Below are 12,536 nucleotides of genomic sequence, written 5' to 3' on the forward strand. Positions count from 1 at the left end.
AAAGGGCCACAACATGTCTGACACTGCAACCAAGAATCTTTCCGGCTTCGGCGAAAAAGCTGACAGCAATGGAAACGAATTTCTTGCCTTCACCCTGGGTAAGGAAGAATACGGCATCGATATTCTGAAGGTTCAGGAAATCCGCGGCTATGAGGCCGTGACCCGCATCGCCAACTCGCCTGACTTCATCAAGGGCGTGGTCAACCTGCGCGGCATCATCGTCCCCATCGTCGATATGCGCATCAAGTTCCAGCTGGGCGAACCGACCTATGACCAATTCACCGTGGTGATCATCCTCAACATCGGTGGTCGCGTGGTGGGCATGGTGGTCGACAGCGTCTCCGACGTGATCACCCTGACCCAGGAACAGATCAAGCCGGCCCCGGAAATGGGCACCACCTTCGACTCCGACTACCTGATCGGTCTGGGTACCCTGGAGCAGCGCATGCTGATCCTGGTGGATATCGACAAGCTGATGTCCAGCGCCGAAATGGGTCTGATCGAGAAGCTGGCTGCCTGATCGCCCTCAGGCCTGCCAGGACTGGCAACAGGGATCCGGAGGAGACGCAGTCCGGATCTGACGTTTTTCGTCGTTCGGTACCGCAGGAAAAGCGGGCAGACTAGCCCGATACAGAAGAGAAAAAGGCATCCGCCGTGTGGTGGATGCCTTTTTTATTGGCCGCTGCCTGGCGCAGCCGAAAGCCACGCAGGCTACGCGGCAGCCCGCGCAGGCTGCTGATGGCGTCAATGGAAGTGTTCGACCGGCGGAGGGGTGTCTTCGGGCATCTCGGCGTGCACCAGTTCGCCCTCGCGATCGGGGAACAGGGGCGCGCCGCAGTCATCGCAGAACTCCATCGTGAAGCGCTCGACGTGATGCTTGATCTGGACGACACCGCATTCGCGCAGTACGGTGAGGATCTGTTGCAGCGGGCTGGCCGGGAACCCTTCCAGCAGAGCGGCACCGCCCGGGATCATCATGGGCAGCTCCTCACCGCTTTCCTGTTCGTATAGCGGCCATACGGTGCCGTAGACCACGGTCGGGTCGCTGCCGATGGAAAAGCCGATGCGGTATTCGTCGATCTGACCGTTGATGTCTTCGGAGAAGCCGCCGATGCTGGCGTGCAGCTCGGAGGAGGCGATGTCCAGGGTCTGCGTCAGGAAATAATCGGCGGCGCGGATGGATGCCGGCCGGATGTGCTTGTCAGCCTCGCGGCAGCCGAAGAAATAGGCCTGTGGCAGCAGCAGTTCGACATTGCAGCCGGGGAGCAGGCGCGTGAAGATCGGCGTGACCTGCTGCTTCCAGGCGTCGAAGGCAGCGGTCTTGCTGGCCGAGAAGTGGCTTTGCTGTTCGCTTTCCTGCCAGTGAAACAGGGCAGCGCCTGCGGGCACCAGCACGGCGGCGATAGCGTAGCGGGTATCGGCCAGGAAGGCGGCGGTCGGAGCCTGTTCACCGCGCAATTGCACCGGGCTGTTCTTCAGCGCGCTCTGGCCCATCTGGCGGGTCAGGGCGAACACGTCGGCATGCACGCGAGGCAGCTGTTCGATCGAGAACAGGCTGGGCGCCAGCGCCAGGCGTGCGTCCTTGGCCAGCACATGGGCATGCAGATGGGCCGCGATGGCGTTCTGCATGTCTGCAGCGATGGCCCCCGAAGCGATGGAAAAGCGGGTCCAGGCCAACACTGGCAGGACCAGCAGCTGGACATCGTAATCCTGGCCCTCATGCTCGAGGATGGTCGATTCGCTGCCAGCCTCGACCGCCTCGATGAGTACGTCGTAGGCATCCAGGTCGGTCTTGAAGAGGTGGTCCAGGGCGCTATCGATCAGGCCCTGGTTGCCGGCGCGCAGCAGCTTGTTGAGCAGGGCGTCCAGGGGTTTCAGCCAGGCGCGTTCTTCGAGCCGGCTGGATGCCTGCGCAATGGCTTGCGCAAAGGTGACCAGGTGCTGGCTGTCGGCAGAAAGCTTGGAGGAGGAACGTTTGGCGGGACGACGCATGTAGGCTATCTGTAATCTGTGGAAACGAAGCTGTCTATTGTAGATGATTTGGCAGCACTATCTGTCTTCAGGCCGCCGACCCTACTCCAAGGGGCAGGGAATGGACCAATGAAAAACGCCGGACGAATCCGGCGTTTTTCATTTTTGCAGACTTCCCGGCAGCCGTGGCAGCTTGGCTGCCACGGCTGCCCGTCCTGCTTAGGCTGCCAGCAGTTGACGCAGCACGAACGGCAGGATGCCGCCATGCTTGTAGTAGTCCACTTCGATCGGGGTGTCGATGCGCAGCAGCAGCTTGACTTCCTTGGTCTCGCCGTTCTTGCGGTGGATCACCAGGGTGGCTTCCTGTTGCGGCTTGATCTCGCCGTCCAGGCCCTTCAGGTCGAAGGTTTCGTCACCGGTGATGCCCAGCGTCTGCACGCTGTCGTTACCCAGGAACTGCAGCGGCAGCACGCCCATGCCGACCAGGTTGGAACGGTGGATGCGCTCGAAGGAACGTGCGATCACGGCCTTCACGCCCAACAGCTGGGTGCCCTTGGCGGCCCAGTCGCGGGACGAGCCGGTGCCGTACTCTTCGCCGCCGAACACCATGGTCGGGGTGCCTTCGGCCACGTACTTCATGGCGGCGTCATAGATCGACATCTCTTCACCGGTCGGCTGGTGCAGGGTGATGCCACCTTCGACGCGGGAGCCGTCGTCCTTGGCCGGGATCATCAGGTTCTTGATGCGAACGTTGGCGAAGGTGCCGCGCATCATGATCTCGTGGTTGCCGCGGCGCGAGCCGTAGGAGTTGAAGTCAGCCTTGAGCACGCCATTGGCTTGCAGCCACTTGCCGGCCGGGCTGGATTCTTTGATCGAACCGGCCGGGGAGATGTGGTCGGTGGTGATCGAGTCGCCAAACACGCCCAGGGCGCGTGCGCCGGAGATGCCGGCAGCAGCGATCTTGGGCTCTTCGCTGAAGTTCTCGAAGAACGGCGGTTCGGCGATGTAGGTCGAGGTCGGCCAGTTGTAGACTTCGCCCTTGGCGACGCCCTTGATGGCTTCCCACAGCTTGCCCGGAGCACCCTTCACGTCGGCGTAGTTCTCCTTGAAGGTCTTGGCGTTCATGGCGAACTTGAGCAGCTTTTCGATCTCTTGCGAGGTCGGCCAGATGTCACCCAGATAGATGTCCTTGCCACCCTTGCCCTTGCCGACGGGCTCGGTCATCAGGTCGCGGGAGACATTGCCGGCGATCGCGTAGGCCACCACCAGCGGCGGCGAAGCCAGGAAGTTGGCGCGGATGTTCGGGTGGATACGGGCTTCGAAGTTGCGGTTGCCCGACAGCACGGCGGCAGCCACGACGTCGTTCTTGACGATGGCTTCGTTCATGGCTGCAGTCAGGTCACCGGCGTTGCCGATGCAAGTGGTGCAACCGTAGGCGGTCACGCCAAAGCCCAGCTTTTCCAGGTAGGGCAACAGGCCAGCCGCTTCCAGGTACTTGGTCACCACGCGCGAGCCAGGCGCCAGCGAGGTCTTGATGTGCGGTGCGACCTTCAGGCCGGCTTCGACCGCCTTCTTGGCCAACAGGCCGGCAGCCAGCAGCACGCTCGGGTTGGAGGTATTGGTGCAGGAGGTGATGGCGGCGATCAGCACGTCACCGTTGTGCACATCCACGCCATCGGCGTTCTTGTAGGCGGCGGTGAGGTCTTCTGCCTTCTTGTTGAAGCCGTTCTCGGAAGTCGGCTTGGTGAACAGGTCGGCGAAGGTGGTCTTGACGTTACCGATCTCGATGCGGTCTTGCGGGCGCTTCGGACCTGCCAGCGAGGGAGCGACGGTACCCAGGTCCAGCGAGACTTCCTGGGTGTAGTCGATCTGACCAGCCTTGGGCACGCCATACAGGCCCTGGGCCTTGAAGTAGGCTTCGAAGGCGTCGATCTCGGCCTTGGTACGGCCGGTGCCCTTGAAGTAGTCGATGGTGGCGTCGTCAACCGGGAAGAAGCCCATGGTGGCGCCGTATTCCGGAGCCATGTTGGCGATGGTGGCGCGGTCGGTCAGCGACAGCGATTCGGTGCCTTCACCGAAGAATTCGACGAACTTGCCCACGACCTTGGTCTGGCGCAGCAGTTCGGTGATGGTCAGCACCAGGTCGGTGGCGGTGACGCCTTCGCGCAGGGCGCCGGTCAGGTTCACACCGACCACGTCCGGGGTCAGGAAGTAGACCGGCTGGCCCAGCATGCCGGCTTCGGCTTCGATGCCGCCCACGCCCCAGCCGACCACGCCGATGCCGTTGATCATGGTGGTGTGGGAGTCGGTGCCGACCAGGGTGTCAGGGTAGTAGACGCCGGTCTTGTTGTGCACGCCGCGTGCCAGGTATTCCAGGTTGACCTGGTGGACGATGCCGAAGCCCGGGGGCACCACGCCGAAGGTGTCGAAGGCTTGCATGCCCCACTTCATGAACTGGTAGCGCTCGTTGTTGCGCGAGAATTCCAGCTTCATGTTCAGGTCCAGCGCCTTCTTCTCGCGGAAGTGGTCGATCTGCACCGAGTGGTCCACCACCAGGTCCACGGGGACCAGCGGTTCGATGTTCTTGGGGTTCTTGCCCAGCTTGCTGGCGACGTTGCGCATGGCGGCCAGGTCGGCCAGCAGTGGCACGCCGGTGAAGTCCTGCAGCACCACGCGGGCGACCACGAAGGGGATCTCATCCACGCGGGCGGCCTTGGCACTCCAGCCGGCCAATTGCTTGACGTGTTCTTCGGTGACCTTCTGGCCATCGCAGTTACGCAGCACCGATTCCAGCACGATACGGATGGACACCGGCAGGCGCGAGATATTCACGCCCAGCGACTTTTGCAGGGCGGGCAGGGAGTAGAACTTGCCCTTCTTGGAACCGGAAATCTTGAATTCCTTCAGGGTGTTCAATGTGTTGCGAGACATGGCCTCTTCTCCTTAATTTGGCAATTTAGTGATGCTAGCTAGTCGAATCCGGTTTGCGCTGCAATGGTGAACTGCGGGGTGCTGCCTGATTCTGTGATTCTTTGTTTCTCTGGTACGACTAAGTCCTGGTCCGGGAAGCGCGGCTTCCCGTGTCAGTTCTGCTGGGGCGCCGCGGCCACGGTGGGGGTCGCTGCCGGTGCGGCGGCGGCCTTCATCTGCTCGGCGTTCTTGCATTCGTTGGCCAGCTGCTGACCCTTCTTGGAGTCCAGCAACAGGCCCTTGGCGGGGATGCCGATCCAGACCAGGCCCATCTTGCGGTTTTCGAATCGGTTGGCGCCGGTGGTGGTCTCCACGCGGGTCAGGCGGTGGATGCGCTTGTCCCAGCGGATGGCGATGTGCTTGTCATCGGCCTCGTTTTTCCAGATGGTCAGCTTGTGGCCCATTTCGCACTGGAAGTCGGCCGACAGGGTGCCGCCCAGTTCGGGTTCGCTATCGTCATCCTCGGCATCCGAGGAGAAGGGCATCTTGGAAGCCGGAGCGGCGGCTGCCGCAGCGGCAGCGGCCTTCTTGGCCGGAGCCTTCTTGACCACCTTCTTCTTGGCAGCGGGCTTGGCGGCGGTGGCGGTCTCGGCCTGTGCCGGAGTGATGCCGGCGGTGGCGAACAGGGCGCCCAGCAGGGCGATCAGGGTCAGGTGCTTTTTCATATGCGGTGATCGAACGGTCTTTACTGCGTGGTTGAAGGTGAGTCGCCGACGGCGAACCAGATTAGGGTTTCCGGCGGTAGCGCCGCGCCAGTGGCGTGGGCGCGTTGCAGGATACTCCAGTAATAGCGATAGCTGGCCCGATCATGCAGGTTGCCCTGGTGCTGGATCGGGCCCCATTGCACCGACTGCGCCTTGAGCAAGATCTGTGCCGCCAGTTCGGCCTCCTCGGTGGAGGGGGACATGGCCTGCACGATAGGACGGATCTGATCCGGGTGGATGCTCCACATCCGGGTATAGCCAAATTCCTGTGCCGCCCGGCGCGCATCATCGGCCACGGCGGCGGGATTCCTGATGTCGGTGGTCACGTTGTGCGACGGCACCTTGCCGTGCGCATGGCAGGCGGCGGAAATCTCCAGCTTGGCGCGGCGCACCAGCGGGTGGTCGAACTGTCCGGGCGAACGCATGGCGCTGCCGGGAATGGCACCGTAGTGCGCCGACACGAAATCCATGACCCCGAACGACAGCGACTGCACCTGGGGCAGGGCGGCGATGCGTGCGGCATCGGCCAGCGCGCCGTGGGTCTCGATGAGCACCTGCACCGGCAGCTGGGGACGACCGGCGTTGCCCGCCACGCGGTTGATGCTCTCCAGTGCGCGCAGCACGTCGGCAATGCCTTCCGGTTTGGGCAACATCACGTAGGCCAGCTCGCGCGCAGCGGCGCCGCAGATGATGGCCACGTCCTGCTCGAAGTGCGCATGGCCCACGTCATGCAGGCGCGCGCCGATGCGGCGGTGGACATTCTCGGGGCCGGCGATGAGCGAGGCGACCAGCTTGGCGTGCGCGGCGTCATTGCCGGCGGCGGCGCCGTCTTCGCAGTCGAAGGTGATGTCGAACAGGGGGCCGAGTTCCTGCTGCAGGGCCATCGACTTGCGCATCAGCTTTTCGGAGCCGGCGTAGTGATCGCACACCGGGAGCGAAACCGGCTGCTGGGCACCTGGGAACAAGACCTGGGAAGGATGCATTGCTGCGAATGGGACTGGGGTAAGGTTATCGGATCGATCGATATTGCGATATTGCGGGTATTGCCGATATTGCAGGAAGACGACGGGCGCGGCGGCTGAAGACCGCCGCGCCCTGGTCAATTAACCGACCAGATGCTTGACGCCTTCACGCTCTTCCATCAGCTCCTTGAGAGTGATGTTGATACGCTCTTGCGAGAACTCGTCGATTTCCAGACCCTGGACGATCTTGTACTCGCCATTTTCGGTGGTCACCGGGAAGCCGAACATGGTGCCTTCGGGGATGCCGTAGGAACCATCCGAGGGGATGCCCATGGTGGTCCACTTGCCGTTGGTGCCCAGCACCCAGTCACGCACATGGTCGATGGCTGCGTTGGCTGCCGACGCTGCCGAGGACAGGCCGCGGGCTTCGATGATGGCTGCGCCGCGCTTGCCGACGGTGGGCAGGAACACGTTCTTGTTCCATTCCTGGTCGTTGATGGCTTCCTTGACGGAGGCGCCATCGGCGGTGGCGAAGCGGTAGTCGGCGTACATGGTGGGCGAGTGGTTGCCCCACACGCACAGCTTTTCGATGGCCGAGACCGGCTTGCCGATCTTGGCAGCCACTTGCGACAGGGCGCGGTTGTGGTCCAGACGCAGCATGGCGGTGAAGTTCTTGGCCGGCAGGTTGGGAGCCGACTTCATGGCGATGTAGGCGTTGGTGTTGGCCGGGTTGCCGACCACCAGCACCTTGACGTTGCGCGAGGCCACGGCGTCCAGTGCCTTGCCCTGCACGGTGAAGATCTGGGCGTTGGCTTCCAGCAGGTCCTTGCGCTCCATGCCGGGGCCACGGGGACGGGCACCCACCAGCAGGGCCACGTCGGCATCCTTGAAGGCGGTCATCGGATCGCTGTGGGCGGTCACGCCAGCCAGCAGCGGGAAGGCGCAGTCATCGATTTCCATGATGACGCCCTTGAGCGCCTTCTGTGCCTTCTCATCGGGGATTTCCAGCAGTTGCAGGATGACCGGCTGGTCTTTGCCCAGCAGGTCGCCGTTGGCGATGCGGAACAGCAGGGAGTAACCGATCTGACCGGCGGCGCCGGTAACGGCAACACGCATGGGGGCTTTAGCCATGTTGAATCTCCAAAAGAGGTGATGAAAAAAAGCGTTCAGACTGCAAGAAGCGCACGTTGCGGTCGCGTCGCGGAGAGCGCGGCAGGGCCGTCTGCGGTTGCTTCTGGTTTGCGCAGAAAATTGCGCGACTTCCTCGAATTCTTGTTAGGCCGCCATGATACCGTCGAAAACGCAGCGAGTCAGTTGCTTTCGGATCGGGTCCTGCCGACTAATCAAAAACCTGTCAAACTTGTGTTCTGCCTGCATGAAAACGCCACCGTCGATGTGGCTGGATGAGAGCGATTCTCGTTAGCGGCCTTCGGCCTGTAAATCGCACCCTGTCTGCCTTGCGGGTCTTCAGGTTGCTCGCGAGTGTAGGCCTGCGAAAGAGCGCTGTCAATCAATATCTTATGTCTTATATAAGACATATTATTGCCTAGTTTTTGCTGGACGCCGGAAGGGATTTTGTGTTGAAATTCGAGGTTATGAGCTCGATCCTGCCCAATTCGAACAACGCCGACGCGCACACCGCGGGGTCGGGTGCTGCCAGTCCTGCGCCCACCTTCAGTCCGTTGTACCAGCAGATCAAGGCGCTCATCATGCAGCGCCTGGAAGCCGGCGAGTGGAAGCCCGGCGAGCTCATTCCCAGTGAAGTGGAGCTGGGCAATCGATTCAAGGTCAGCCAGGGGACGGTGCGCAAGGCCATCGACGAACTGGCGGCCGAAAACCTGGTGGTGCGCCGCCAGGGCAAGGGTACCTTTGTTGCCACCCATCATGAGACCCAGGCGCAGTTCCGCTTCCTGCGGCTGATGGCCGATAGCGACGAGCCGCAGCGTCCCGAGAACAAGATCGTCGAAGTCAAGCGCGTGCGCGCATCGGCCGAAGTGGCCCGTCAGCTCGACATGAAGTCGGGCGACTCCGTCATTTTCATTCGCCGGGTAAAATCGTTCAATGGCGTTCCCATCATCCTCGAAGACATCTGGCTGCCTGGCGCCATCTTCAAGGGGCTGACGGCCGAGCGCCTGGTGGAATACCGCGGGCCCCTGTATGGCCTGTTCGAGTCGGAATTCGGCACGCGCATGATCCGCGCCGAAGAGCGCATCCGGGCCGTCGGGGCGGATACGGATGCGGCAGAGTTTCTGGGCGTGGCGCCCCAAACGCCGTTGCTGAGTGTGGAACGGGCTTCATTCACCTATGGCGACAAGCCGGTGGAAATGCGGCGCGGGCTGTACCTGACGACGAATCATCATTACCAAAGCGAGTTGAGCTGAGCGGACGACGCGGTGTTGTCCCGGGTCGGCGGCAACCGCCCGTGCAGCGCTAGGGACCGGGCGCGACGCCCTGTCGGCATGCTGCGAAGCGCAATAAAAGTTGATGGTGATTTAGAAAATCGGCGAAAATTGCACATTGTTTTAAACTGAGGAGAACCTTGTATGTCTGAAGCCGCTAAACCACAACGGCCGCAATTTCGTAACATACACCTAACCCAAATTGCCGGTTACCGCATGCCTCTGGCTGCCATCGTCTCGATCATGCACCGCATCAGCGGTCTGTTCCTGTTCCTGATGCTGCCTTTCATCCTGTACCTCCTGGACAGCAGCCTGCTCTCCGAAGGTACCTTCGACTACCTCAAGGGCTTCACCTCGGGCTGGTTCGTCAAGCTGGTCATCCTGGCCCTGTCCTGGGCCTACCTCCATCACTTCTGCGCCGGCATCCGCCACCTGATCATGGATAACCACATCGGTCTGGACAAGGACAGCGCACGCAAGTCCTCGGCAACTGTTCTGGTGATCAGCATCGCGCTGATGATCCTGGTCGCATTGAAACTGTTCGGAGCATTCTAAAAATGGCTGATAACAATATCGGACCCAAGCGCCTGGTCGTCGGCGCCCACTATGGCCTGCGCGACTGGCTGGCGCAGCGCGCCACCGCCGTCGTGATGGCGGTCTACACCGTGATCCTGCTGGTGTGCTTCTTCACCTCGACCAACTTCAGCTACCAGGGCTGGGCAGCGCTGTTCTCGCATCAATGGTTCAAGGTCGCCACCTTTGCCGTGTTCATGGCGCTGTTCTTCCACGCCTGGATCGGCGTGCGTGATGCGCTGATGGACTACGTCAAGCCCGTGGGCATTCGTCTGGTCCTGCAAGTTGCCACCATCCTGTGGCTGATCGGTTGCGCTGGCTATGCTGCGCAGATTCTCTGGAGAAACTAATCGTGGCTGCAATCAAATCCGCCATCACTACCCGCCGCTTTGACGCGGTCATCGTCGGCGCCGGTGGTTCCGGCATGCGCGCCTCGCTGCAACTGGCCGAAGCTGGCCTGAACGTCGCTGTCCTGTCCAAGGTCTTCCCGACCCGCTCGCACACCGTAGCTGCCCAAGGCGGCATCGGCGCTTCGCTGGGCAACATGTCGGAAGACAACTGGTACTGGCACATGTTCGACACCGTCAAGGGTTCGGACTACCTGGGTGACCAGGACGCCATCGAATTCATGTGCCGCGAAGCACCGAAGGCCGTCTACGAGCTGGAACACTTCGGCATGCCCTTCGACCGCAACCCCGATGGCACCATCTACCAGCGTCCGTTCGGCGGCCACACCGCCAACCTTGGTGAAAAGCCGGTGCAGCGCGCCTGTGCTGCGGCCGACCGTACCGGTCACGCACTGCTGCACACCCTGTACCAGCGCAACGTGCGCGCCAAGACCCATTTCTTCGTCGAGTGGATGGCGCTGGACGTGATCCGCAACGAAGAGGGCGATGTCCTCGGTGTGGTGGCGCTGGAAATGGAAACCGGCGAAATCATGATGTTGCACGCCAAGACCACCCTGTTCGCCACCGGCGGTGCAGGTCGTATCTGGGCCGCATCGACCAACGCCTTCATCAACACCGGCGACGGCATGGGCATGGCGGCACGCGCCGGCCTGCCGCTGCAGGACATGGAATTCTGGCAGTTCCACCCCACCGGCGTGGCCGGCGCGGGCGTGCTGATCACCGAAGGTGTGCGTGGTGAAGGCGGCATCCTGATCAACAGCAACGGCGAACGCTTCATGGAGCGTTATGCGCCGACCCTGAAGGACCTGGCGCCGCGCGACTTCGTCTCGCGTTCGATGGACCAGGAAATCAAGGAAGGCCGTGGCGTTGGCCAGCACAAGGACCACGTCCTGCTGGATCTGCGTCACATCGGTGCCGACACCATCAAGAAGCGTCTGCCCTCGATCCTGGAAATCGCCCACAAGTTTGCCAACGTGGACGCCACCAAGGAGCCGATCCCGGTGGTGCCGACCATCCACTACCAGATGGGTGGCATCCCCACCAACATCCATGGCCAGGTGGTCGTGCCCAAGGGTGGTTCCATGAAGGAGGTGGTGCAGGGCATGTACGCCATCGGCGAATGTGCCTGCGTGTCGGTGCACGGTGCCAACCGCCTGGGTACCAACTCGCTGCTGGACCTGGTGGTCTTCGGTCGTGCTGCCGGCAACCACATCGTGGGCAGCCGCCTGCAGGACCAGAGCCACAAGCCCATCCCGGCCGGAGCCCTGGACCGTTCGCTGGAACGCATCGCCCACCTGGAAAGCAGCACCGGTTCCGAGCGCGTACAGGACGTCGCCAACGACATCCGTGCCACCATGCAGAAGTACTGCGGCGTGTTCCGTACCGATGCCCTGTTGAAGGAAGGCTACCAAAAGATCATGGAACTGGACGAGCGTCGCAAGCACGTCTCCTTCAAGGACAAGTCCAAGGTCTTCAACACCGCCCGCGTGGAAGCGCTGGAGCTGGACAACCTGATCGAAACCGCCAAGGCCACCATCACTTCGGCCGAAGCCCGCAAGGAGTCGCGCGGCGCCCACGCGCAAAGCGACCACGAGCAGCGCGACGACGTGAACTGGCTCAAGCACACGCTGTGGTTCTCCGAGGGGAATCGTCTCGACTACAAGCCGGTCAACCTGCAGCCGCTGACCGTCGAGACTTTCAAACCTAAAGCACGTACTTTCTAAGAGGTCGCAACATGACTCGCACCCTGAAATTCAAGATCTATCGTTACGATCCGGACAAGGACGACAAGCCGTACATGCAAGACCTGACGGTGGAGCTCAAGCCCACCGACAAGATGCTGCTGGACGCCCTGCAACGCATCAAGTCGGATGTGGACGATTCGCTGGCGCTGCGTCGCTCCTGCCGCGAAGGCGTGTGCGGCTCCGACGCCATGAACATCAATGGCAAGAACGGTCTGGCCTGCATCACCAACCTGAACGAACTGAGCGAACCCATCGTTCTGAAGCCGCTGCCAGGCCTGCCGGTGATCCGCGACCTGATCGTGGACATGACCAACTTCTTCAAGCAGTACGATTCGATCAAGCCCTACCTGATCAACGACAGCATCCCGCCCGAGAAGGAGCGCCTGCAGTCGCCCGAGCAGCGTGAAGAGCTGGACGGCGTCTACGAGTGCATCCTGTGCGCTTGCTGCTCGACCTCCTGCCCGTCGTTCTGGTGGAATCCGGACAAGTTCGTCGGCCCGGCCGGCCTGCTGCAAGCCTACCGCTTCATCGCCGACAGCCGCGACGAAGCCACCGGCGCGCGCCTGGACAACCTGGAAGATCCGTATCGTCTGTTCCGTTGCCGTTCGATCATGAACTGCGTCGATGTCTGCCCCAAGGGTCTGAACCCCAACAAGGCCATCGGCAAGATCAAGGAACTGATGGTGCGCCGTTCGGTGTAAGCCGAATGGGTGTGATGCCTGCCAGAGCCGCCGCGCATGGCGGGCTGCAGCAAGGGGAAGCAGGGCTGGAAGCGGCTTCCCCGACCGGTTCCTTCAGGTTTGGT

Annotated in this window: 12 protein-coding genes; 7 read left to right on the top strand and 5 right to left on the bottom strand. The window is 61.9% G+C overall.

The annotated features are described in order from the left end of the window. The first annotated feature begins 13 nt into the window (after positions 1-13). Positions 14-520 carry a chemotaxis protein CheW gene (locus I5R65_RS14460; protein ID WP_180668327.1) on the top strand — a complete coding sequence of 169 codons (507 nt, stop codon included), beginning with the start codon at positions 14-16 and terminating at the stop codon, positions 518-520. Positions 521-744: 224 nt separating this feature from the next. Here the strand turns inward: I5R65_RS14460 and I5R65_RS14465 are convergent, their stop codons facing one another. The 5 genes from I5R65_RS14465 to I5R65_RS14485 all read right to left on the bottom strand — a co-directional run bounded on the left by I5R65_RS14465 (position 745) and on the right by I5R65_RS14485 (position 7,738). Next, positions 745-1,992, bottom strand: coding sequence for a DUF2863 family protein (locus tag I5R65_RS14465; RefSeq protein WP_180668328.1), 1,248 nt, complete (start codon positions 1,990-1,992; stop codon positions 745-747). 198 nt (positions 1,993-2,190) lie between these two features. Continuing rightward, positions 2,191-4,902, bottom strand: coding sequence for an aconitate hydratase AcnA (acnA, locus tag I5R65_RS14470; protein WP_180668329.1), 2,712 nt, complete (start codon positions 4,900-4,902; stop codon positions 2,191-2,193). Between the two features lie 152 nt (positions 4,903-5,054). Continuing rightward, the gene (locus I5R65_RS14475) at positions 5,055-5,606 is read right to left on the bottom strand and encodes a hypothetical protein (protein ID WP_180668330.1); all 552 of its coding nucleotides are present in this window, start codon (positions 5,604-5,606) and stop codon (positions 5,055-5,057) included. Between the two features lie 20 nt (positions 5,607-5,626). Beyond that, complete coding sequence (locus tag I5R65_RS14480) at positions 5,627-6,628, bottom strand: CoA ester lyase (RefSeq protein ID WP_180668331.1); 1,002 nt, start codon at positions 6,626-6,628, stop codon at positions 5,627-5,629. Positions 6,629-6,748: 120 nt separating this feature from the next. Next, on the bottom strand, positions 6,749-7,738 hold the full coding sequence (locus I5R65_RS14485) for a malate dehydrogenase (protein WP_180668332.1): 990 nt from the start codon (positions 7,736-7,738) through the stop codon (positions 6,749-6,751). Between the two features lie 21 nt (positions 7,739-7,759). Here I5R65_RS14485 and I5R65_RS14490 point away from each other — a divergent pair, with 21 nt between their 5' ends. The 6 genes from I5R65_RS14490 (at position 7,760) to I5R65_RS14515 (ending at position 12,432) form a co-directional block, all read left to right on the top strand. Further along, positions 7,760-8,014, top strand: coding sequence for a hypothetical protein (locus I5R65_RS14490; RefSeq protein ID WP_180668333.1), 255 nt, complete (start codon positions 7,760-7,762; stop codon positions 8,012-8,014). 188 nt (positions 8,015-8,202) lie between these two features. Further along, positions 8,203-8,988, top strand: a complete 786-nt coding sequence (locus tag I5R65_RS14495) for a GntR family transcriptional regulator (protein WP_180668334.1) — start codon at positions 8,203-8,205, stop codon at positions 8,986-8,988. Between the two features lie 162 nt (positions 8,989-9,150). Continuing rightward, complete coding sequence (sdhC, locus tag I5R65_RS14500) at positions 9,151-9,561, top strand: succinate dehydrogenase, cytochrome b556 subunit (RefSeq protein ID WP_102661865.1); 411 nt, start codon at positions 9,151-9,153, stop codon at positions 9,559-9,561. A gap of 2 nt (positions 9,562-9,563) precedes the next feature. Then, positions 9,564-9,929, top strand: a complete 366-nt coding sequence (sdhD, locus tag I5R65_RS14505) for a succinate dehydrogenase, hydrophobic membrane anchor protein (RefSeq protein WP_006463279.1) — start codon at positions 9,564-9,566, stop codon at positions 9,927-9,929. Positions 9,930-9,931: 2 nt separating this feature from the next. Further along, complete coding sequence (gene sdhA / locus I5R65_RS14510; RefSeq protein WP_180668335.1) at positions 9,932-11,710, top strand: succinate dehydrogenase flavoprotein subunit; 1,779 nt, start codon at positions 9,932-9,934, stop codon at positions 11,708-11,710. An 11-nt stretch (positions 11,711-11,721) separates the two neighbouring features. Further along, entirely contained in the window at positions 11,722-12,432 is a 711-nt protein-coding gene (locus tag I5R65_RS14515; RefSeq protein ID WP_180668336.1) for a succinate dehydrogenase iron-sulfur subunit, read from the top strand. Positions 12,433-12,536: the final 104 nt, after the last annotated feature.

This window comes from Herbaspirillum sp. AP02, assembly GCF_015767275.1.
GTDB lineage: Bacteria > Pseudomonadota > Gammaproteobacteria > Burkholderiales > Burkholderiaceae_D > Herbaspirillum.

Excerpts from the sequence above, each read along its gene's own strand:
- I5R65_RS14460 (WP_180668327.1), top strand. The coding sequence starts at position 14 with ATGTCTGACACTGCAACCAAGAATCTTTCCGGCTTCGGCGAAAAAGCT.
- I5R65_RS14465 (WP_180668328.1), bottom strand. The coding sequence starts at position 1,992 with ATGCGTCGTCCCGCCAAACGTTCCTCCTCCAAGCTTTCTGCCGACAGC.
- acnA (WP_180668329.1), bottom strand. The coding sequence starts at position 4,902 with ATGTCTCGCAACACATTGAACACCCTGAAGGAATTCAAGATTTCCGGT.
- I5R65_RS14475 (WP_180668330.1), bottom strand. The coding sequence starts at position 5,606 with ATGAAAAAGCACCTGACCCTGATCGCCCTGCTGGGCGCCCTGTTCGCC.
- I5R65_RS14480 (WP_180668331.1), bottom strand. The coding sequence starts at position 6,628 with ATGCATCCTTCCCAGGTCTTGTTCCCAGGTGCCCAGCAGCCGGTTTCG.
- I5R65_RS14485 (WP_180668332.1), bottom strand. The coding sequence starts at position 7,738 with ATGGCTAAAGCCCCCATGCGTGTTGCCGTTACCGGCGCCGCCGGTCAG.
- I5R65_RS14490 (WP_180668333.1), top strand. The coding sequence starts at position 7,760 with ATGAAAAAAAGCGTTCAGACTGCAAGAAGCGCACGTTGCGGTCGCGTC.
- I5R65_RS14495 (WP_180668334.1), top strand. The coding sequence starts at position 8,203 with ATGAGCTCGATCCTGCCCAATTCGAACAACGCCGACGCGCACACCGCG.
- sdhC (WP_102661865.1), top strand. The coding sequence starts at position 9,151 with ATGTCTGAAGCCGCTAAACCACAACGGCCGCAATTTCGTAACATACAC.
- sdhD (WP_006463279.1), top strand. The coding sequence starts at position 9,564 with ATGGCTGATAACAATATCGGACCCAAGCGCCTGGTCGTCGGCGCCCAC.
- I5R65_RS14515 (WP_180668336.1), top strand. The coding sequence starts at position 11,722 with ATGACTCGCACCCTGAAATTCAAGATCTATCGTTACGATCCGGACAAG.